The 20788-nt window shown below is 55.9% G+C and carries 16 protein-coding genes; 10 read left to right on the top strand and 6 right to left on the bottom strand.

The window, feature by feature from the left end:
- The first annotated feature begins 5 nt into the window (after positions 1-5).
- Together hslO and pckA are read left to right on the top strand one after the other, a co-directional pair.
- Positions 6-884, top strand: coding sequence for an Hsp33 family molecular chaperone HslO (hslO, locus tag DSD31_RS01910; RefSeq protein WP_004868474.1), 879 nt, complete (start codon positions 6-8; stop codon positions 882-884).
- A gap of 363 nt (positions 885-1247) precedes the next feature.
- Complete coding sequence (gene pckA, locus DSD31_RS01905; protein ID WP_004868477.1) at positions 1248-2870, top strand: phosphoenolpyruvate carboxykinase (ATP); 1623 nt, start codon at positions 1248-1250, stop codon at positions 2868-2870.
- Between the two features lie 91 nt (positions 2871-2961).
- Here the strand turns inward: pckA and envZ are convergent, their stop codons facing one another.
- Both envZ and ompR read right to left on the bottom strand, forming a co-directional pair.
- Complete coding sequence (envZ, locus tag DSD31_RS01900) at positions 2962-4323, bottom strand: two-component system sensor histidine kinase EnvZ (RefSeq protein ID WP_004868479.1); 1362 nt, start codon at positions 4321-4323, stop codon at positions 2962-2964.
- Positions 4320-5039, bottom strand: coding sequence for an osmolarity response regulator transcription factor OmpR (gene ompR, locus DSD31_RS01895; protein ID WP_001157751.1), 720 nt, complete (start codon positions 5037-5039; stop codon positions 4320-4322). The genes envZ and ompR overlap by 4 nt, the downstream gene beginning before the upstream one ends.
- A gap of 247 nt (positions 5040-5286) precedes the next feature.
- On the opposite strand from ompR, the gene greB reads away from it, so the two are divergent.
- The 5 genes from greB to feoC all read left to right on the top strand — a co-directional run bounded on the left by greB (position 5287) and on the right by feoC (position 11422).
- Positions 5287-5760 (top strand): transcription elongation factor GreB, encoded by a 474-nt coding sequence (gene greB, locus DSD31_RS01890; RefSeq protein WP_004868482.1) that lies wholly within the window; start codon positions 5287-5289, stop codon positions 5758-5760.
- A 102-nt stretch (positions 5761-5862) separates the two neighbouring features.
- Complete coding sequence (locus DSD31_RS01885; RefSeq protein WP_113990804.1) at positions 5863-8193, top strand: Tex family protein; 2331 nt, start codon at positions 5863-5865, stop codon at positions 8191-8193.
- A gap of 407 nt (positions 8194-8600) precedes the next feature.
- The gene (feoA, locus tag DSD31_RS01880; protein WP_004868486.1) at positions 8601-8828 is read left to right on the top strand and encodes a ferrous iron transporter A; all 228 of its coding nucleotides are present in this window, start codon (positions 8601-8603) and stop codon (positions 8826-8828) included.
- Between the two features lie 29 nt (positions 8829-8857).
- Positions 8858-11176 carry a Fe(2+) transporter permease subunit FeoB gene (gene feoB, locus DSD31_RS01875; RefSeq protein WP_015585609.1) on the top strand — a complete coding sequence of 773 codons (2319 nt, stop codon included), beginning with the start codon at positions 8858-8860 and terminating at the stop codon, positions 11174-11176.
- 9 nt (positions 11177-11185) lie between these two features.
- On the top strand, positions 11186-11422 hold the full coding sequence (gene feoC / locus DSD31_RS01870; RefSeq protein ID WP_015585608.1) for a [Fe-S]-dependent transcriptional repressor FeoC: 237 nt from the start codon (positions 11186-11188) through the stop codon (positions 11420-11422).
- A 62-nt stretch (positions 11423-11484) separates the two neighbouring features.
- Here the strand turns inward: feoC and DSD31_RS01865 are convergent, their stop codons facing one another.
- Positions 11485-11754: a YdgH/BhsA/McbA-like domain containing protein gene (locus tag DSD31_RS01865; protein ID WP_004868491.1), complete on the bottom strand. Its 270-nt coding sequence runs from the start codon at positions 11752-11754 to the stop codon at positions 11485-11487.
- A 109-nt stretch (positions 11755-11863) separates the two neighbouring features.
- Positions 11864-12646, bottom strand: a complete 783-nt coding sequence (gene bioH, locus DSD31_RS01860; RefSeq protein WP_004868492.1) for a pimeloyl-ACP methyl ester esterase BioH — start codon at positions 12644-12646, stop codon at positions 11864-11866.
- A 37-nt stretch (positions 12647-12683) separates the two neighbouring features.
- On the opposite strand from bioH, the gene gntX reads away from it, so the two are divergent.
- The 3 genes from gntX (at position 12684) to gntT (ending at position 15655) form a co-directional block, all read left to right on the top strand.
- Positions 12684-13358, top strand: coding sequence for a DNA utilization protein GntX (gntX, locus tag DSD31_RS01855; protein ID WP_004868494.1), 675 nt, complete (start codon positions 12684-12686; stop codon positions 13356-13358).
- 58 nt (positions 13359-13416) lie between these two features.
- Positions 13417-13992, top strand: coding sequence for a Fe-S biogenesis protein NfuA (gene nfuA, locus DSD31_RS01850; protein ID WP_004868496.1), 576 nt, complete (start codon positions 13417-13419; stop codon positions 13990-13992).
- Positions 13993-14338: 346 nt separating this feature from the next.
- Positions 14339-15655, top strand: a complete 1317-nt coding sequence (gene gntT / locus DSD31_RS01845) for a gluconate transporter (protein WP_015585607.1) — start codon at positions 14339-14341, stop codon at positions 15653-15655.
- 103 nt (positions 15656-15758) lie between these two features.
- On the opposite strand, the gene malQ is transcribed toward gntT, so the two are convergent.
- Both malQ and malP read right to left on the bottom strand, forming a co-directional pair.
- On the bottom strand, positions 15759-17846 hold the full coding sequence (gene malQ, locus DSD31_RS01840) for a 4-alpha-glucanotransferase (protein ID WP_004868502.1): 2088 nt from the start codon (positions 17844-17846) through the stop codon (positions 15759-15761).
- Positions 17847-17856: 10 nt separating this feature from the next.
- The gene (gene malP / locus DSD31_RS01835) at positions 17857-20247 is read right to left on the bottom strand and encodes a maltodextrin phosphorylase (RefSeq protein WP_004868504.1); all 2391 of its coding nucleotides are present in this window, start codon (positions 20245-20247) and stop codon (positions 17857-17859) included.
- Between the last annotated feature and the right edge of the window lie 541 nt (positions 20248-20788).

Raw genomic sequence — 20788 nt, 5'->3', positions numbered from 1 at the left:
CCATTATGACTCAACACGATCAATTACATCGTTATCTGTTTGAAAACTATGCCGTACGCGGTGAACTGGTTACCGTTTCGGAAACCCTGGAACAGATTCTGGCGAACCACAGCTACCCGCAGCCGGTCAAAACCGTGCTGGCAGAGCTGCTCGTTGCCACCAGCCTGCTGACCGCGACGCTGAAGTTTGCCGGCGATATCACCGTGCAGCTGCAGGGCGATGGTCCTCTGTCTCTGGCGGTAATCAACGGGACGAATCAGCAGCAGCTGCGCGGCGTCGCGCGGACTCAGGGCGACATTCCGGAAGATGCGGACCTGAAAACGCTGGTCGGTAACGGGTATCTGGTCATCACCATCTCTCCGGATGAAGGCGAGCGCTATCAGGGCGTGGTCGGTCTGGAAGGCGACACCCTGGCGGCTTGCCTGGAAGATTATTTCCAGCGCTCAGAACAGTTGCCGACGCGCCTTATCATTCGCACCGGCGAACATGAAGGGAAACCGATGGCGGGCGGCATGCTGCTTCAGGTGATGCCGGCACAAGAGACCCAGGCCAATGATTTCGACCATCTGGCTACGCTCACTGAGACCATCAAAGCCGAGGAACTGTTCACCCTCTCAGCGACTGACGTCCTGTGGCGTCTGTATCACGAAGAAGAAGTGACCGTGTACGATCCGCAGAATGTGGAATTTAAGTGTACCTGTTCCCGCGAACGCTGCGCCGGGGCGCTGAAAACGCTGCCGGATGAAGAGATCGACAGCATTCTCGCTGACGAAGGTGAAATTGATATGCACTGCGATTACTGCGGCAATCATTACCTGTTCAACGCCATGGATATCGCCGAGATTCGCAATAATGCCTCTCCGGCCGACCCGCAGGTTCACTGATAATCCTGCCCACCAGAGCTCGCGGCGGAGGTTTTCTGCCTTCGCCGCGCCTGCCGTCAACTATTTCCTCGCGTGATGAATCGATTTTCACTGAAAGAGTTACGTAATTTTCTTTCAAGAAAGCGATTACATTCACAATTCAGCAGTTTTTTTAATTACTTTTTAACCAATAAGAAACATCTATCCCCACCAACGGCCAATTTCCTGAGATAATCACGCATGTTTCGTGACAGGAGTCACCGTGTTTTTCGTAAGTAAGGCGTTTGTCGAGATACGTAAATCTATGAGCCTGGTCGCGGTCTATACCCCGAAAGAACCCCTACAATTTAAAGCAGTATATATTATTGGCTAAGGAGCAGTGACATGCGCGTTAATAATGGTTTAACCCCGCAGGATCTCAAGGCTTATGGTATCAATGACGTCCAGGATATCGTCCACAACCCTAGTTACGATACGTTGTATCAAGAAGAACTCGATCCCACTCTGGAAGGGTATGAGCGCGGCGTACTCACCAATCTGGGCGCGATCGCCGTCGATACCGGTATCTTTACCGGTCGTTCGCCGAAAGATAAATATATCGTTCGTGACGATACAACCCGCGATACCGTGTGGTGGTCTGATAAAGGCAACGGTAAAAACGACAACAAACCGCTCTCGCAGGAAACCTGGCAGCACCTGAAAGATCTGGTCACTCATCAGCTTTCCGGCAAGCGTCTGTTCATCGTTGATGCGTTCTGCGGCGCCAATGCCGACACGCGTCTGAGCGTACGCTTCATTACCGAAGTGGCCTGGCAGGCACACTTCGTCAAGAACATGTTTATTCGCCCATCCGATGAAGAACTGGCCAACTTTAAGCCGGATTTCATCGTGATGAACGGCGCCAAATGCACCAACCCGCAGTGGAAGGAGCAGGGACTCAACTCTGAAAACTTCGTTGCCTTCAACCTGACCGAGCGGATCCAGCTGATTGGTGGTACCTGGTACGGCGGCGAAATGAAGAAAGGGATGTTCTCTATCATGAACTACCTGCTGCCGCTGCAGGGGATCGCATCAATGCACTGTTCCGCTAACGTGGGCGAGAAAGGCGACGTGGCGGTCTTCTTTGGCCTCTCCGGCACCGGCAAAACCACCCTTTCCACCGATCCGAAACGCCGTCTGATCGGCGATGACGAGCACGGCTGGGATGACGATGGCGTCTTCAACTTCGAAGGCGGCTGCTATGCCAAGACCATCAAACTCTCCGAAGCCGCAGAGCCAGATATCTATCACGCGATTCGTCGTGATGCGCTGCTGGAAAACGTGGTGGTTCGCGCGGACGGCACGATTGATTTCGACGATGGGTCGAAAACCGAGAACACCCGTGTCTCCTACCCGATCGATCATATCGAGAACATCGTTAAGCCGATCTCGAAAGCGGGCCATGCCACCAAAGTTATCTTCCTGACGGCGGATGCATTCGGCGTACTGCCACCGGTATCGCGCCTGACGGCAGACCAGACCCAGTATCACTTCCTCTCTGGCTTTACCGCTAAGCTGGCCGGTACCGAACGTGGCGTCACTGAACCGACGCCAACCTTCTCCGCCTGCTTCGGTGCCGCGTTCCTGTCGCTGCACCCGACGCAGTATGCTGAGGTTCTGGTGAAGCGCATGCAGGCATCCGGTGCGCAGGCTTATCTGGTCAACACCGGCTGGAACGGCACCGGCAAACGTATCTCGATTAAAGATACCCGCGCCATTATCGATGCCATTCTCGACGGGTCGCTGGACAATGCGGAAACCTTCACGCTGCCGATGTTCGATTTGCAGATCCCAACCTCGCTGCCAGGTGTCGATACGCACATCCTCGACCCGCGTAACACCTACGGTTCGCCAGAGCAGTGGCAGGAGAAAGCCGAGCAGCTGGCGAAGCTGTTCGTAGAGAACTTCGAGAAGTACACCGATACGCCAGCGGGCGCCGCGCTGGTCGCTGCCGGCCCGAAGCGCTAACCGTGTATTTATAAAGAATAAGCCGGGCAATGCCCGGCTTTTTAATGCTCTCGCGCCGACTCGCGCGATTCAGACTGCCGCGAGCGGCCGCTTAACTCTCTTTGCTCTGTTTCGTCGGCGTTAGCGCACGTTGAACCGGAACCGGCAGCCAGGCGCGAATCAACAGCCCGCCCCGCTCGCTGGAGCCAATCTCCAGACGACCGTTATGGTTATCGATAATACGCTGCACAATCGCCAGCCCCAGCCCGGTACCGCTGGTGCTGCGGGCGCTATCGCCACGCACAAACGGCTGGAACAGATGCTCGCGTTGTTCTGGCTTAATCCCCGGGCCATCATCCTCGACCTGGAACCAGGCGCTGCTGGCTTCGCTACCGCTGCTGACCTTAATCCAGCCGTTGCCATAACGCGCGGCGTTAACCACCATATTGGCCAGCGCGCGCTTGATAGAGAGCGGATGAATGCGCAGCGGGATCTCGCCGGCCTGCAGGTCCGTCGCGATTTCACGTTCGTAACCGCTTTCCGCCGCGATAACTTCACCGAGCACCGAGTTAAGATCCGCCAGCTCCATCGGCATCTCCTGGCCCGTGCGCAGGTAATCAATAAACTGCTCGATGATGGCGTTACACTCTTCAATGTCTTTGTTGATCGACTCGGCAAGGTAACCGTCTTCTTCCCCCATCATCTCCGTCGCCAGGCGAATACGCGTCAGCGGCGTACGCAGATCGTGGCTGACGCCGGCCATTAACAGCGTACGATCGTCTGCCAGCTGTTTTACGCCTGCGGCCATGTGGTTAAAGGCCCGGGTGACCGAACGCACTTCGGATGCACCGTACTCCCGCAGCGGCGGCGGAATGATGCCTCGCCCGACCTGCAGCGCCGCATGCTCAAGATCGACCAGCGGCCGGTTTTGAATACGGATAAACAGCCAGGCGCCGCCGATCGCCAGCAGCATAATCGCCAGGGTATAGCGGAACAGCGGCGAGAAGTCGCCCTGGTGGATTTCCGTCAGCGGTACGCGCACCCAGATATTCGGCGACAGCCAGGTTTTCAACCACACCACGGGGGAGCTTTTGTTGACCTCGACCCGCACTTCGGTTGGCCCACCGAGCTGGTGCGCCATCTGCTGACTTAAAAACTCATAGTGCTGCGCCCAGCGCAGGCCTGCGTCTTCCGCCGCTTCATTGGAATAGAGCGAAATGCCCAGTTCGCGATAAATTTCGCGACGAAACGCCGGCGGCACCACCAGCTGGGTGCCATCCTCCAGCTGCAGTTTATCGGTCATCAGCATACGCACTTCGTATGCCAGCACCTTATTAAACTGCTGGAGGCTCGGTAGAATCGCAAAATTCAGCACCACCAGATAGGTCGTCACCAGGCTGACAAACAGCAAGGTGACTATCAATAACAGGGTGCGAGCAAACGAGCTTCGCGGCGAAAAACGCACGCGTTTCATGCCTTAGAGCCGTCCGGTACGAAGACGTAGCCTAGCCCCCACACGGTCTGGATGTAACGCGGATGGGCCGGATCCTCTTCGACCATGCGGCGCAGACGGGAAATTTGTACATCGATGGAACGCTCCATCGCGGAATATTCGCGACCGCGAGCAAGGTTCATCAGTTTATCGCGGGAGAGCGGCTCACGCGGATGGCTAACCAGCGCTTTCAGTACCGCAAATTCACCGCTGGTCAGCGGCATCGGTTCATCTTCACGGAACATCTCGCGGGTGCCGAGATTCAGCTTGAATTTACCAAAGGCGATGACCGCCTCTTCCTGTGACGGCGCACCCGGCAGCTCATTCGCCTGGCGACGCAGCACGGCGCGGATACGGGCCAGCAGCTCACGCGGGTTGAACGGTTTTGGAATATAGTCGTCCGCACCAATTTCGAGGCCCACAATACGGTCAACCTCTTCCCCTTTCGCCGTAACCATAATGATCGGCATCGGGTTGCTTTGGCTACGCAGACGACGACAAATGGAGAGACCATCTTCGCCCGGCAGCATCAAATCCAGCACCATCAGGTGGAAGGACTCACGAGTCAACAGACGATCCATTTGTTCAGCGTTGGCGACGCTTCGAACCTGGAAGCCTTGCTCGGTCAGATAACGTTCGAGCAGCGCACGCAGGCGCATGTCGTCGTCGACAACCAGAATCTTATAATTCTCTTGCATTGTTTATACTCCCAAAGGTTCACTGCAATTGTCAGTGCGTATTCTCAAAAAAGCCCGGGTCGCCGACCAGCTAAATCTGGTATATATTCCAGGCTAAATTGTTACAAAGCATATTTAACAGCAGCTTAAGTATACATTTAATCATAAGACACATTATTTATCCTGTCGGTATTATTACGCACTACGAATTGTGCGCAACCGCACACCGCCGCGTACAGTGTCCGACAATCAGAAGGTAGAACGATAAATGAAAACGCCGCTGATCACCCGTGAAGGGTATGAAAAACTTAAAAAAGAAATGGACTATTTGTGGCGTGAAGAACGTCCTGAGGTCACCAAAAAAGTGACCTGGGCGGCCAGCCTTGGCGATCGTAGCGAAAATGCCGATTACCAGTACAACAAAAAACGGCTGCGTGAAATCGACCGCCGGGTACGCTATCTCACCAAATGTCTGGAAAATCTGAAAATCGTCGATTACTCCCCGCAGCAGGAGGGCAAGGTGTTTTTCGGCGCGTGGGTTGAAATCGAAAACGATGATGGCGACACCAAGCGCTTTCGCATCGTCGGTTACGATGAGATTTTCGGACGTAAAGACTACATCTCTATCGACTCGCCGATGGCACGCGCGCTGCTGAAAAAAGAGGTCGGCGACCTGGCGGTGGTCAACACGCCCGCCGGCGAAGCCAGCTGGTACGTCAACAATATCGAATATGTGAAATAGCGCGTCCGGAACAATCTGAGAGCCTCGTGCCACGACTGGCATTTTGCCGTGCCAGTCCGTATAACTATCCCCCTGATTTTCGATCCACAAGATGAAATAGACATGATGAATGATTCGCTCTGCCGCATTATTGCGGGTGAACTTCAGGCCAGGTCTGAACAGGTAGAAGCTGCCGTTCGCCTGCTTGATGAAGGGAACACCGTGCCGTTTATCGCACGCTATCGTAAAGAAGTCACCGGCGGTCTGGATGACACGCAGCTGCGTAATCTGGAAACCCGCCTTGGTTATCTGCGTGAACTGGAAGACCGCCGTCAATCGATCCTCAAATCGATCGGCGAACAGGGTAAGCTGACCGATGCGCTGGAAAAGGCGATTACCACCACGCTGAGCAAAACCGAGCTCGAAGACCTTTACCTGCCATATAAACCGAAACGCCGCACCCGCGGGCAAATCGCCATTGAAGCCGGGCTGGAGCCGCTGGCGGATCTGCTATGGAACGAACCGTCCCACGATCCGGAAACAGAAGCGGCGAAGTTTGTCGATGCCGATAAAGGCGTCGCCGATACCAAAGCCGCACTGGATGGCGCGCGTTATATCCTGATGGAGCGCTTTGCTGAAGACGCCGCGCTGCTGGCGAAGGTGCGTGACTACCTGTGGAAGAGTGCGCACCTGGTTGCCACGGTAGTGGGCGGCAAAGAAGAGGAAGGGGCAAAATTCCGCGACTACTTCGATCACCATGAGCCTATCGCTACCGTCCCTTCGCACCGCGCGCTGGCGATGTTCCGCGGCCGTAATGAAGGCATCCTGCAGCTGGCCCTGAATGCCGACCCGCAGTTTGACGAGCCGCCGAAAGAGAGCCACTGCGAACAGATTATTATCGACCATCTCGGTTTACGCTTGAACAATGCCGCAGCCGACAGCTGGCGCAAAGGGGTTGTCAGCTGGACATGGCGCATTAAGGTGCTGATGCACCTGGAAACCGAGCTGATGGGCACCGTGCGCGAACGCGCGGAAGATGAAGCCATCAACGTGTTTGCCCGTAACCTGCACGATCTGCTGATGGCCGCCCCCGCCGGGTTGCGCGCCACCATGGGCCTCGACCCAGGCCTGCGTACCGGCGTGAAAGTCGCCGTGGTAGATGGCACCGGTAAACTGGTCGCCACAGACACCATCTATCCGCACACCGGACAGGCCGCCAAAGCGGCATCTGTCGTCGCCGCGCTGTGTGAAAAGCACAACGTTGAACTGGTCGCTATCGGCAACGGCACCGCCTCCCGCGAAACCGAGCGCTTCTTCCTCGATGTGCAGCAACAGTTCCCGAAAGTCACCGCGCAGAAAGTGATCGTCAGCGAAGCCGGGGCTTCCGTCTACTCAGCTTCCGAACTGGCGGCCCTGGAGTTCCCGGACCTCGATGTTTCTCTGCGCGGCGCCGTTTCAATTGCCCGTCGTCTGCAGGATCCGCTGGCCGAGCTGGTTAAAATCGATCCGAAGTCCATCGGCGTGGGCCAGTACCAGCACGACGTCAGCCAGTCACAGCTGGCGCGCAAGCTGGATGCGGTAGTCGAAGACTGTGTTAACGCCGTCGGCGTGGATCTGAACACCGCTTCCGTGCCGCTGCTTACCCGCGTGGCGGGCCTGACGCGGATGATGGCGCAGAACATCGTCGCCTGGCGTGATGAAAACGGCCAGTTCCAGAACCGTCAACAGCTGCTGAAAGTCAGCCGCCTCGGTCCCAAAGCCTTCGAGCAGTGCGCCGGGTTCCTGCGCATCAACCACGGCGACAACCCGCTGGATGCCTCCACCGTTCACCCGGAAGCATATCCTATCGTCGAGCGCATTCTGGCCGCCACCCGGCAGGCGTTAAGCGATCTGATGGGCAACAGCAGCGAATTACGCAATCTGAAAGCGGCCGACTTCACCGATGAGAAATTCGGTGTGCCAACCGTCACCGACATTATCAAAGAGCTGGAAAAACCCGGTCGCGACCCGCGTCCGGAGTTTAAAACTGCGAAGTTCGCCGATGGCGTGGAAACCATGAACGACCTGCTGCCGGGCATGGTACTGGAAGGTGCGGTTACCAACGTCACCAACTTTGGCGCCTTTGTCGATATCGGCGTTCACCAGGATGGCCTGGTGCATATTTCGTCGCTGTCGAATAAATTCGTCGACGATCCGCATACCGTCGTCAAAGCTGGCGATATCGTGCAGGTTAAAGTGATGGAGGTCGACCTGCAGCGTAAACGCATCGCACTGACCATGCGTCTTGACGAGCAGCCGGGCGAGAGCAACGCCCGGCGCGGCGGCGGAAGCGATCGTACGCAGGGCAACCGCCCGGCGGCAAAAGCGGCGAAACCGCGCGGCCGTGAGGCGCAGTCCGCTGGCAACAGCGCCATGATGGACGCGCTGGCAGCAGCCATGGGTAAAAAACGCTAACCCTTTTCCGGCCCCTCATTGCAGGGGCCGCTTTCTCCGCCTTATTCTCTGACCCCATGTTGGTATACTCCGGAAACCGATTAGCTCCGGCTAATAAAGGCGAGTAAATAAGTTATTTATTAAGGTTTCATTTTGTTAACCAATGAAACCTTAATTAAACATTAAATGACAAAATAAATATTACCCTTATTTAGCGCTACAGTGCAGACCTTGCGTCATATCAAAAAAACAGCATATTTCCGGCAAATGTCGATTATTAAACCATTTATGTATTGATGATAAAAACCATTATCATTATCATCATTCATAGTAAATATATCTTCTTCTCCGTTGACTATGCTCCCCGGTACTGTGCGATGACCGCACACGGTAAACTCTCGTTCAGTTAGCGATTACAGGTAGGCCCTATGCAATTCACTCCTGATAGTGCGTGGAAAATCACGGGTTTCTCTCGTGATATTAGTCCGGCTTATCGTCAGAAACTATTGTCTCTTGGCATGCTGCCAGGTTCCTCTTTTAATGTGGTCCGCGTCGCGCCGCTCGGCGATCCCGTGCATATCGAAACCCGACGTGTAAGTCTGGTATTACGCAAAAAAGATCTCGATTTAATAGAACTGGAAGCGGTTGCACAATAACACCTGACCCGGTACTCAGAGTCTGAAATATGAAAAAGTTAACTCTTGGTTTAATTGGTAATCCGAACTCCGGCAAAACAACATTATTTAATCAGCTTACCGGCGCTCGTCAGCGCGTCGGCAACTGGGCCGGGGTCACCGTCGAACGCAAAGAAGGAGCCTTTACCACCACCGACCACCAGGTCACGCTGGTAGACCTGCCCGGCACCTATTCGCTGACGACGATCTCTTCACAGACCTCTTTAGATGAGCAGATCGCCTGTCACTATATCCTCAGCGGCGATGCCGACATGCTGATTAACGTGGTCGACGCCTCAAACCTGGAACGCAACCTCTATCTGACGCTGCAGCTGCTGGAGCTGGGCATCCCCTGCATCGTTGCGTTGAATATGCTGGATATTGCCGAAAAGCAAAAAATCCGGATCGACGTTGACGCGCTGGCAGCCCGCCTGGGTTGCCCGGTGATCCCGCTGGTCTCGACTCGCGGACGCGGTATCGAAGCCTTAAAAATGGCCGTCGACCGCCACCAGCAAAATACGTCGCTTGAGCTGGTGCACTACCCGCAGCCGCTGCTACGTGAAGCCGAAAAGCTGGCTCAGGAGATGGCGCCAGAAATTCCGCAACGTCAGCGTTGCTGGCTGGGTCTGCAGATGCTGGAAGGCGATATTTACAGCCGCGAGTACGCCGGAAACGCTGCGCATAAGCTCGACGATGCCCTGGCGAATCTGAGTGCGGAAATTGCCGATCCGGCGCTGCACATCGCGGATGCTCGCTATCAGAGCATTGCCGCCATCTGCGACGCCGTCAGCAACACGCTCACCGCTGAACCGAGTCGTTTCACCACCGCGATGGACAAAATCATCCTCAGCCGCGTGCTGGGGCTGCCTATCTTCTTATTTGTCATGTACCTGATGTTCCTGCTGGCGATCAACATCGGCGGCGCGTTACAACCCATCTTTGACGCCGGGTCCGTGGCTATCTTTATTCACGGCATTCAGTGGCTGGGCTATACCCTGCATTTCCCGGACTGGCTAACCGTTTTCCTTGCCCAGGGGCTGGGCGGCGGTATCAACACCGTGCTGCCGCTGGTGCCGCAAATCGGCATGATGTATCTGTTCCTCTCCTTCCTTGAGGATTCCGGCTATATGGCGCGAGCGGCATTCGTCATGGACCGCTTGATGCAGGCGCTGGGGCTACCGGGGAAATCTTTCGTGCCGCTGATTGTAGGCTTCGGCTGCAACGTGCCGTCGGTGATGGGGGCGCGCACGCTGGATGCACCGCGCGAACGCCTGATGACCATCATGATGGCGCCGTTTATGTCCTGCGGCGCGCGCCTGGCGATCTTTGCCGTGTTCGCCGCCGCGTTCTTTGGTCAGAATGGCGCGCTGGCGGTCTTCTCGCTGTATCTGCTCGGGATCGTGATGGCTATCCTGACCGGCCTGATGCTCAAACACACCATTATGCGCGGCGAAGCATCGCCGTTCGTAATGGAGCTACCGGTCTACCACGTCCCGCATATCAAAAGTCTGGTCATCCAGACCTGGCAACGGCTGAAAGGCTTTGTGCTGCGCGCGGGTAAAGTTATCGTCATCGTCAGTATCTTCCTTAGCGCCCTGAACAGCTTCTCGCTTAACGGTAAGCTGGTGGACAACATTAACGATTCGGCGCTGGCCTCCGTCAGTCGTATTATCACGCCGATTTTTAAACCTATTGGCGTGCATGAAGATAACTGGCAGGCCACCGTCGGACTGTTTACCGGCGCAATGGCGAAAGAGGTGGTCGTCGGGACGCTGAACACGCTCTACACCGCCGAAGATATTCAGAATGAAGCGTTTAATCCGCAGGAGTTCCACCTCGGCGACGAACTGCTGGCCGCGCTGGACGAAACCTGGCAGAGCCTGAAAGATACCTTCAGCCTGAGCGTTCTGGCTAACCCTATCGAAGCCAGCAAAGGCGATGGTGAAATGGAAACCGGCGCCATGGGGGTCATGGGCAGCAAATTCGGCAGCGCGGCGGCCGCCTACAGCTACCTGATTTTCGTTCTGCTCTATATTCCGTGCATCTCGGTGATGGGGGCTATCGCTCGCGAATCCAGCCGCGGCTGGATGTCATTCTCCATCTTATGGGGACTGAACATCGCCTACTCGCTCTCTACACTGTACTACCAGACCGTGAGTTTCAGCCAGCATCCGCGCTACAGTCTGGTGTGTATCCTGGCGGTGGTGCTGTTTAACATCATGGTCTTTGCTCTGTTACGCCGGGCACGCAGTCGGGTTGATGTCTCCCTGCTGGCGACGCGTAAAACGCCGTCATCCTGCTGCCAGAGTCCGGCAGGTGATTGTCACTAAGGAGTTATCATGGCGTCGTTGATTGAAGTACGCGATATGCTGGCCCTGCAGGGGCGTATGCAGGCGACACAGCTCAGCGCTCGCCTGCATGCTCCGCAGCCGCTGGTCGATGCCATGCTGAGTCGTCTGGAAGCCATGGGGAAAGCCGTGCGCATAACGGAAGACGCGAACGGCTGTTTGTCCGGCAGCTGCAAAAGTTGCCCTGAGGGAAAAGCCTGCTTGCAAGAGTGGTGGGCGCTGCGCTGATACCGCTGGGCAATAAGCCTATGAGCAATAAAACCAAAGCGGGTCCTGAGACCCGCTTTTGCTTATTTGTAGACGTCGGCGTTTGCGTGAACGGTTTTCTCGTTTTTCGAACCGGCAATCACCACAAAGTACTTGCCGCCCAGCTCATCCGCCTTCTTCGACAGATCGCGCTTTGCATCCATCGGTGACGTTGTTTTTGAGGTCGTAATGCTGCCGATTTTCGTCAGCTTCATTGACGCCACTTCATCTTTTTGAATCTCTTTCGCTGCAAACGCGCCAAAAGACAGGGACCCAATCACCAGAGATGCAACAATACCCGTAATAAGTTTCATAGCCTCAACTCTCCATAAGGTTGTTTTTATAGGCCACGGCGGCGACAGAAACGCATGCTCCCCGTGACAACCTAAGTATTGCTATGGTCGGGATTTTTGCCACAGCCTGCTAAAAATAATTGCGCAGGCGATTTTTCAACGCCACCAGTGGCTCACAGAACGCCTGCGGGTGCGAGATGAACGGGGCATGGGCCGCTTTTTCAAATACCATGGATTCACTCTGCGGCCATAATGCATCCAGAACCGGAACAATTTTGCGCGGCACCAGGCCATCCAGTCGGCCATACAGCCGCAGGAATGGCTGTGTGAATGCGGCCAGCGGCTGGCGTAAATCGGCCGTTTTAAGGATCTCCAGCCCGCCGTTCAACGCTTCTGAGGATGGCATCGGCAACGACAGCACGGTACTTTTCAACGCCCGGGCATCCTGACGAGCGCTTTCCGTCCCCATCGTTTGCAGCGCCAGAAACCGCTCCACGGTGCGCTGGAAATCTTGGCTCAGCTGCTGCTGAAACCCACTCAGCACCTCCGCTTTGATCCCGGGCCAGTCGCCATCGGCGCCAAAACAAGGCGAAGAGGCCACGGTGACCAGCGCCTGTACGCGCCCGGGATGTTGCACGGCAATCTGACTGGCCACCAACCCACCCAGGCTCCAGCCCAACCAGATAGCCTGCTCCGGGGCCTGGCTCAGTACCTGCTGCGCCATCTCCTCCAGCGACAGGGCGCCAAAGCCGCTGCTACGACCATAGCCCGGCAGGTCAACCAGATGCAGGGTAAAGTGCGAGGCCAGTTCCGGCGTCACGCAATCCCATACCCTGGCATTCAGCCCCCATCCGTGCAGGAGCACAAGATGACAATTTCCTTCCCCCACGGTTTGCCACCAGATGTCGTTCATCAGTTACTGTTCTCTTTCCACCATTACGAGGTGAAATATGCTAACAGCACACAGCTTATGCTGGCTATGCCAAATGCCGGTGGCGATCGCCCGCTGGGGAATCTGCTCCCGCTGCGCCACCTCTCTGGCGTTTGCCCATTCGCTTTGCCCACGGTGCGGGCTGCCTGCAGCGGTCAGCAGAGTCTCCTGCGGCCGCTGCCTGCGGGATCCTCCGCCGTGGCAACGGCTGGTGACGGTCAATGATTACCGGCCACCGCTGAGCGGTTTGATACATCAGCTTAAGTTTTCCCGTCGACCGGAGCTGGCGCCAGCGCTGGCGCGTCTGCTGCTGTTACGCGTTCGCCAGAGGGAAGGATTTCCCCGGCCAGACCGTCTCGTCAGCGTCCCGCTGTGGCAGCGACGTCAATGGCGGCGAGGCTTCAATCAAAGCGACCTGCTATGCCGACCGTTGGCGCACTGGCTGCAGTGCGCCTGGCACCATGACGCTTTGCGGCGCAACCGACGCACTGCGACCCAGCACCATCTCTCCGCACGCTTGCGTAAACAGAACCTGAAAAATGCCTTTCAGCTTGAAATATCGGTGCGCGGCCTCCATATCGCCATTGTGGATGATGTCGTCACAACCGGAAGCACCGTCGCTGAAATATCCCGCCTGCTTTTGCAAAACGGCGCCGCGACGGTTCAGGTATGGTGTATATGCCGTACCTTGTAGACCCCTGCTGATGGGCGTATTATAACCAAGTAAAATAGTCAACTATTAGGCCAACGCTATGATCCGTATTTCCGATGCTGCACAAGCGCACTTTGCCAAATTGCTGGTAAATCAGGAAGAAGGGACACAAATTCGCGTATTTGTGATTAATCCCGGCACCCCAAACGCTGAGTGCGGCGTATCCTACTGCCCACCGGATGCGGTGGAAGACACCGACACGGCGCTGAAGTTTGAGCAACTGACTGCGTATGTCGACGAACTCAGCGCGCCGTATCTGGAAGACGCTGAAATTGACTTCGTCACCGATCAGCTTGGCTCTCAGCTGACGCTGAAAGCACCGAATGCCAAAATGCGCAAAGTTTCCGACGATGCTCCGCTGATGGAACGCGTTGAATACATGCTGCAATCCCAGATTAACCCACAGCTGGCCGGCCACGGCGGACGCGTCACGCTGATGGAAATCACCGAAGACGGTCTGGCCATCCTGCAGTTCGGCGGCGGTTGTAACGGCTGTTCAATGGTCGATGTGACCCTGAAAGAAGGGATCGAGAAACAGCTGCTAAACGAATTCCCTGAGCTGAAAGGCGTGCGCGATCTGACCGAACACCAGCGCGGCGAGCACTCTTACTACTAAGTACGCCCCTCTTCCCGATGTTAAGCCCGGCGGCATTTGCCCGGCCGGGCCGCCCCTGCCAATGTTACCGCACAACATTTCCCCCTGAGCCACCCGGTAAAAACCCGGGAAAGAGTATGACTTAAGTCTCATATTTAAAATTTTACCCCGGCGGGTGATTCTCAACCCGCCCATGTTACCCGTATCATCTCTTTCAGGCACCGCTGCTATAAAAATAGCCAGCTATCCTTTCCTACAGGAGTGATAGTCGATTTTATGGCGCCATACCGTTTGCCGGCTCAGGCAGAGCAAACGAAAAAGATTGAAATTTGACGTTACCCATAACAAATGTAAGGCCAGGTAAATTATGCCATTAGTCATCGTTGCTATCGGGGTTGCCCTGCTGTTACTGCTGATGATCCGTTTCAAAATGAACGGCTTCATCGCTCTGGTTCTGGTGGCACTCGCCGTCGGACTTATGCAAGGCATGCCTCTGGATAAAGTCATCGTATCCATTAAAAACGGCGTTGGGGGAACCCTCGGCAGCCTCGCGCTGATCATGGGCTTTGGCGCTATGCTCGGTAAGCTGCTGGCGGATTGCGGCGGCGCTCAGCGCATTGCCACAACCTTAATCGCTAAGTTCGGTAAAAAGCACATCCAGTGGGCCGTCGTGCTGACCGGTTTTACCGTCGGCTTCGCGCTGTTCTACGAAGTGGGCTTCGTCCTGATGCTGCCGCTGGTGTTCACCATTGCCGCGTCTGCCCGCATCCCGCTGCTGTACGTCGGCGTTCCGATGGCGGCCGCGCTCTCCGTGACTCACGGTTTCCTGCCTCCGCACCCGGGCCCAACGGCGATTGCCACAATCTTCCATGCTGATATGGGTAAGACCCTGCTGTACGGTACGATTCTGGCTATTCCGACGGTTATCCTTGCCGGTCCGGTTTTCGCTCGCTTCCTGAAAGGCATCGATAAACCGATTCCGGAAGGTCTGCACAACCCGAAAACCTTCACCGAAGAAGAGATGCCGGGCTTTGGCGTCAGCGTCTGGACCTCACTGGTACCGGTGATCCTGATGGCGATGCGCGCCGTTGCCGAGATGATCCTGCCGAAAGGCCACGCCTTCCTGCCGGTTGCCGAGTTCTTCGGCGACCCGGTAATGGCGACCCTGATTGCGGTTCTCATCGCCCTGTTCACCTTCGGCCTGAACCGTGGACGTTCCATGGAGCAGATCAACGACACGCTGACCTCTTCGATCAAAATTATCGCTATGATGCTGTTGATCATCGGCGGCGGTGGCGCCTTCAAACAGGTGCTGGTGGATAGCGGCATGGATAAATACATCGCCTCTATCATGCATGAATCCAACATGTCCCCGCTGTTTATGGCCTGGTCTATCGCGGCGGTACTGCGTATTGCGCTCGGTTCTGCGACCGTTGCCGCCATCACCGCCGGCGGGATTGCCGCACCGCTGATTGCCACCACCGGCGTCAGCCCGGAACTGATGGTCATTGCGGTTGGTTCCGGCAGCGTTATCTTCTCTCACGTGAACGATCCGGGATTCTGGCTGTTTAAGGAATACTTCAACCTCACCATCGGCGAGACCATCCGGTCGTGGTCGGTGCTGGAAACCATTATCTCAGTCTGCGGCCTGGTTGGCTGTCTGCTGCTGGGGATGGTGGTGTAAGCCAGGCGTCAGCATAAAAAAGGCCGGGTCCGCATACGCGACCCGGCCTTTTTATTGGCTTTTTTCACAGCGTTTCCCCGGCGTCACCGGGGAAACGGCGACACTATTTCTTCTTAGCGACCGCTTTGCGCCGCTTATCCAGATCCTTAATCAGCTTATTCACCCGCTCATCGGCAAACATCTGCTCAAGGGTCGTGGAGAGCTTACGCCGCCAGTTCGGATATTCGCTGCTGGTGCCCGGGATATTGACCGGGGTCGCCATTTCCAGCCAGTCTTCCGGCTGTAACCCCAACAATGCGCTGTTGCTGTCCGCAATGTAACGCTGCATCCCGCGATTGAGGGTCGACGTCATCGCCATCAGCGAGGCATTATGCCCGGCGCGTTTTGGCAGGCAGCCATATTGATGCAGCGCATCCAGCAGCCCCTGTTTCGCCCGTTCACGATCCTGATACAGGCCACGCAGAACCACTTCATCAGGATACAGACCTAACGATTTACCCAGCGTCAGGTCTCCGCTTTCCCAGTAACCGCGCAGCGTTGGCAGGTCATGCGTTGTCGCCACCGCCATTGATTGTTCCGGATACGTCTGCGGCGCGCGGAACGTCTTCTCATGGTCATTTTCGAAATAGAGCACTTTGTAGGAATAGACGCCGCTCTTACGCAGCTTGCCGACAATCTCCACCGGGACGGTACCCAGATCTTCGCCAATCACCATACAGCGATGACGCTGACTCTCCAGCGCCATAATCGACAGCAGATCGTCGACCGGGTACTGCACATAGGCGCCGTGGTCAGCGGTTTCACCATACGGAATCCACCACAGACGCAGAACCGACATCACGTGGTCGATGCGCAATGCACCGCAGTTTTGCATGTTGGCACGCAGCAGCTCGATAAACGGCTCATAGGCACGGGCGACGATGATATGCGGATCCATCGGCGGCAGACCCCAGTTTTGCCCCAGCGGGCCAAGAATGTCCGGCGGCGCCCCGACGGAGGCTTTCAGACAATACAGCTCGCGGTCGCACCAGGTTTCCGAACCGCCTTCCGCCACGCCCACCGCCAGATCGCGGTACAGACCAATCGGCATCGCGTCGTGCTGGCTGGTGTGCCAGCATTCGGCGAACTGGCAATACGCCAGCCACTGCAGCCAGAGGTAGAAACTCACCTCGTCGGCCTGCTCGGTGCAGAATGCTTTCACTTCCGGGCTGCTGATATCCTGATACGCTTTTGGCCAGGCAGGCCAGCCCCAGCGGAGCGGATCTTGCTGTACGTGCCAGGCGTGCAGGGCATCATACGCCGCCTGCCAGTACAGGCTTTCGCCTTCACGAAGCACGAACTGACGGAACTCCGCCATCGCCTCATCGTGACGGGTGGAAAATCGCTTCCAGGCCATGCGCAGCGCGGTCATTTTCAACGCGGTCACCGCGGTATAATCCACATCCTCGGTTTGACGCGCGGCTTGTAATGCCCGCTGCGTCTCCGGTGATTGCCACCAGGCCTGCGCCTCTTTGCTCAGACGAAAATCATCGACCGCGTTAACGTCAATATAGATAACGTTCAGCCAGCGGCGTGAGGATGGGCTGTAGGGACTGGCGCTCTCCGGGTTTGCCGGATAGAGCGCATGAATCGGGTTAAGACCGATAAACGCGCCGCCGCGCCGGGAAATCTCCGGCAGCATCGCGCGTAAATCACCAAAATCGCCGATTCCCCAGTTTTTCTCCGAGCGCAGCGTATAAAGCTGTACGCAGGCGCCCCACAGTTTTTGCCCCTCTTTCAGGGCCTGTGGTTCATAGCAACGCACCGGCGTCACAATCGCCCGACAATGCCAGCGTTCGCCATCCTGAGTCAGGGTCAGCGAATGATAGCCTTCCGGCAGTTTGGCCGGCAGCGGGAGGGGCTCTCCTCCGCGCACTTTGCCTTGATACTGTTTCCCCTCTTCGGTGGTGAGGATCCACTGGAATTCCCCACGGCCGGCTACCGGCAGCGACATTTTCTTGCCGTGTGTGAAAACCTGCACCGGCGGCAGCGGGTCAACCGCCACTTTCGTGGCGGTTGTTGTACGATGCATCGCATCCAGCAGACGTTGTTTAGTCGCCGCAGCAATCGACTGCGGCTTACCGTGCGCATTGATGTAGTCGGGACTTATTCCCGCCGCCAGCGCGGCGTTATCAAGGCGTTTAGTCTCCATAGGCCTGTCCTTAGCGTTTTGCCTGCCAGATACGTTGTTGATAGTCGCGAATTGAGCGGTCGGAGCTGAACATGCCGCAGCGCGCGGTATTCAGAATCGTCGCACGAGTCCAGGCTTCCTGATCGCGGTACAACTCATCCACCTGCTTCTGCGCAGCAACATACGCTTCGAAGTCAGCCAGCACCAGGTACGGGTCGCCGCCTTTCAGCAGGCTGTGCAGCATCTGGTCGAAAGCATGCTTGTCGCCATCGCTATACTTGCCGCTTTCCAGCTCTTTCAGGACCGCATCCAGCAGCTTGTCCTTTTTACGCCATTTCAGCGGGTCATAACCTTTCGCTTTCAGCGCCTTAACTTCTTCAACGGTATTACCGAAGATAAAGATATTCTCTTCGCCGACCTGTTCGGCGATTTCAACGTTCGCACCGTCCAGGGTCCCGACGGTCAATGCGCCGTTCAGCGCCAGCTTCATGTTGCCGGTACCGGAGGCTTCTTTCCCCGCCGTGGAGATCTGTTCAGAGACATCCGCCGCTGGAATCAGCATTTCCGCCGCAGAGACGCAGTAATCCGGCAGGAAGACCACTTTCAGCTTGTCGCCCACCAGCGGATCGTTATTCACCGCCTGCGCCACCTTGTTGATAGCAAAAATAATATTCTTCGCCAGGTAGTAGCCCGGTGCGGCTTTCGCCCCGAACAGGAACACGCGCGGTACGCGGTCCGCCTGCGGGTTTTCGCGAATCTCTTTGTACTGCGCCAGAATGTTCAGCAGATTGAGATGCTGACGCTTGTACTCGTGCAGACGCTTAATCTGGATATCGAAAATCGCCTGCGGGTTGATCTCGATACCGGTACGCGTCTTAACAAACTCAGCCAGGCGAACTTTGTTAGCCAGCTTAATCTCACGGTAGGTCTGGCGGAACGCCGCATCGTCAGCATATTTCTCCAGATGGATCAGCTGGTCGAGATCGTTAGCCCACTCTTTCTTCAGCGTCTTATCCAGCAGCGCAGCCAGTTCCGGGTTGCACTGTTTAATCCAGCGACGCGGCGTAATGCCGTTGGTCACGTTGTGGAACTTATTCGGCCACAGCTGGTGATATTCCGGGAACAGATCTTTCACCACCAGGTCGGAGTGCAACGCGGCAACGCCGTTGACCGCAAAGCCGCTGACCACACACATGTTCGCCATGCGAACCTGTTTATCATGCACCACCGCCAGTTTTGCCCACACCTGCTTATCGCCAGGCCAGGTTTTCTCGACCAGCTTCTTAAATCTGTCGTTAATCTCTTTGATGATCTGCATATGACGCGGCAGCAGGGCTTTAACCAGCTTCTCGTCCCAGCACTCCAGCGCTTCAGGCATCAGCGTATGGTTGGTGTAGGCGAAGGTTTTGCTGGTAATGGCCCAGGCGTCATCCCAGCTCAGCTGGTGCTCATCGATCAGCACGCGCAGCAGTTCAGGAATGGCGATGGTCGGGTGGGTATCGTTGAGCTGGATCACTTCGTAATCCGCCAGTTCTGCCAGCTTACGACCCGCCAGATGGTGGCGACGCAGAATATCGGCAACCGAACAGGCGCACTGGAAGTATTGCTGCATTAAGCGCAGCTTTTTCCCTGCCTGATGGTTATCGTTCGGGTAAAGCACTTTAGTCAGTTTTTCCGCGTCGATACCCTGCTGCTCTGCGCGCAGGAAATCGCCATCGTTAAATTTGGTCAGATTAAATGGATGAGCATGGGTCGCCTGCCACAGACGCAGCGGCTGCGCGACGTTATTACGATACCCCAGCACCGGCAGATCCCAGGCCTGGCCGGTAATCACGAACGCCGGTTCCCAGGCGCCGCTTTTGCTGACCTTACCGCCGATCCCAACCTGCACATCCAGCTGTTCGTTATGACGGAACCACGGGTAGCGGCTACGCCCCCAGTCATCCGGCGCTTCAACCTGCTGGCCATCTGCGAAAGACTGACGGAACAGACCATACTGATAATTCAGGCCATAGCCGGTTGCCGACTGGCCAACGGTCGCCATGGAGTCGAGGAAACATGCCGCCAGACGACCCAGACCGCCGTTGCCGAGGCCCGGATCAATCTCTTCTTCCAGCAGATCGGTCAGGTGAATGTCATGAGCCTTCAGCTCATCGCTCACCCCTTGATACCAACCCAGATTTAACAGGTTGTTGCCGGTCAGACGACCGATCAAAAACTCCATAGAGATATAGTTGACGTGACGCTGCCCTTTGGCGGGTTTCGCCACCGGTTGAGCGGCCAACAGCTCGGCAAGCGCACCGCTTACGGCGTGCCACCACTGACGCTGGGTCATCTCAGAAGCGGACTGTAAGCCAAAATGCTGCCACTGACGGGTCAGTGCAGCCTGAAACTGATCTTTATTAAAAGAAGTCTGTGACATAAGAAATCCGGGTCCTTTACTAAAACGTTGGCGTTAGTGTGCCGACCTCCTGAAGCAACGTCCTCATCCCGATGGGGATTAGACAGGGAGGAGCAGCAGGGATGAGCGAAAAGTGTGATCGTGGCCACTATAACGGTAGCTCTCCGCCAGAAACATGCTGGAAAATTCACCACCCAGAAACACTATATTGTTCATCACCATCAGAAGAATATTTGTTACAGGCCGAGACAAAGCGTTGGATAAAACACCATTCCGCAATTATCACGAAATAAAAATAAGCATTGTGTAAAAATAACCCTGCCTCATGACACAAATACGCCAAAACGATTATTTATAAGATTGTCCTGAAATTAACTTAATAAAAACATACAACTACAAAAAAATGGAGTGAAAGCCATTTTTTAGACCAGTGAACAAGGGAAAACCCAGTAATCACGCACGCTGGTACCGGTTTTACAACCGCAGGGTTTTAATTGGGAATTTGTGACCTGGTGCAAATTCAAGAGCATAAAATTCGGACATAACTTGCAATAATTTTCAT

Origin of the sequence: Klebsiella sp. X13 (assembly GCF_003323835.1) — a bacterium.
GTDB lineage: Bacteria > Pseudomonadota > Gammaproteobacteria > Enterobacterales > Enterobacteriaceae > Klebsiella > Klebsiella ornithinolytica.
The sequence above is the reverse complement of the archived record's forward strand: the minus strand, read 5'-3'. Positions and strand labels throughout refer to the sequence as shown.

Excerpts from the sequence above, each read along its gene's own strand:
- hslO (WP_004868474.1), top strand. The coding sequence starts at position 6 with ATGACTCAACACGATCAATTACATCGTTATCTGTTTGAAAACTATGCC.
- pckA (WP_004868477.1), top strand. The coding sequence starts at position 1,248 with ATGCGCGTTAATAATGGTTTAACCCCGCAGGATCTCAAGGCTTATGGT.
- envZ (WP_004868479.1), bottom strand. The coding sequence starts at position 4,323 with ATGAAACGCGTGCGTTTTTCGCCGCGAAGCTCGTTTGCTCGCACCCTG.
- ompR (WP_001157751.1), bottom strand. The coding sequence starts at position 5,039 with ATGCAAGAGAATTATAAGATTCTGGTTGTCGACGACGACATGCGCCTG.
- greB (WP_004868482.1), top strand. The coding sequence starts at position 5,287 with ATGAAAACGCCGCTGATCACCCGTGAAGGGTATGAAAAACTTAAAAAA.
- DSD31_RS01885 (WP_113990804.1), top strand. The coding sequence starts at position 5,863 with ATGATGAATGATTCGCTCTGCCGCATTATTGCGGGTGAACTTCAGGCC.
- feoA (WP_004868486.1), top strand. The coding sequence starts at position 8,601 with ATGCAATTCACTCCTGATAGTGCGTGGAAAATCACGGGTTTCTCTCGT.
- feoB (WP_015585609.1), top strand. The coding sequence starts at position 8,858 with ATGAAAAAGTTAACTCTTGGTTTAATTGGTAATCCGAACTCCGGCAAA.
- feoC (WP_015585608.1), top strand. The coding sequence starts at position 11,186 with ATGGCGTCGTTGATTGAAGTACGCGATATGCTGGCCCTGCAGGGGCGT.
- DSD31_RS01865 (WP_004868491.1), bottom strand. The coding sequence starts at position 11,754 with ATGAAACTTATTACGGGTATTGTTGCATCTCTGGTGATTGGGTCCCTG.
- bioH (WP_004868492.1), bottom strand. The coding sequence starts at position 12,646 with ATGAACGACATCTGGTGGCAAACCGTGGGGGAAGGAAATTGTCATCTT.
- gntX (WP_004868494.1), top strand. The coding sequence starts at position 12,684 with ATGCTAACAGCACACAGCTTATGCTGGCTATGCCAAATGCCGGTGGCG.
- nfuA (WP_004868496.1), top strand. The coding sequence starts at position 13,417 with ATGATCCGTATTTCCGATGCTGCACAAGCGCACTTTGCCAAATTGCTG.
- gntT (WP_015585607.1), top strand. The coding sequence starts at position 14,339 with ATGCCATTAGTCATCGTTGCTATCGGGGTTGCCCTGCTGTTACTGCTG.
- malQ (WP_004868502.1), bottom strand. The coding sequence starts at position 17,846 with ATGGAGACTAAACGCCTTGATAACGCCGCGCTGGCGGCGGGAATAAGT.
- malP (WP_004868504.1), bottom strand. The coding sequence starts at position 20,247 with ATGTCACAGACTTCTTTTAATAAAGATCAGTTTCAGGCTGCACTGACC.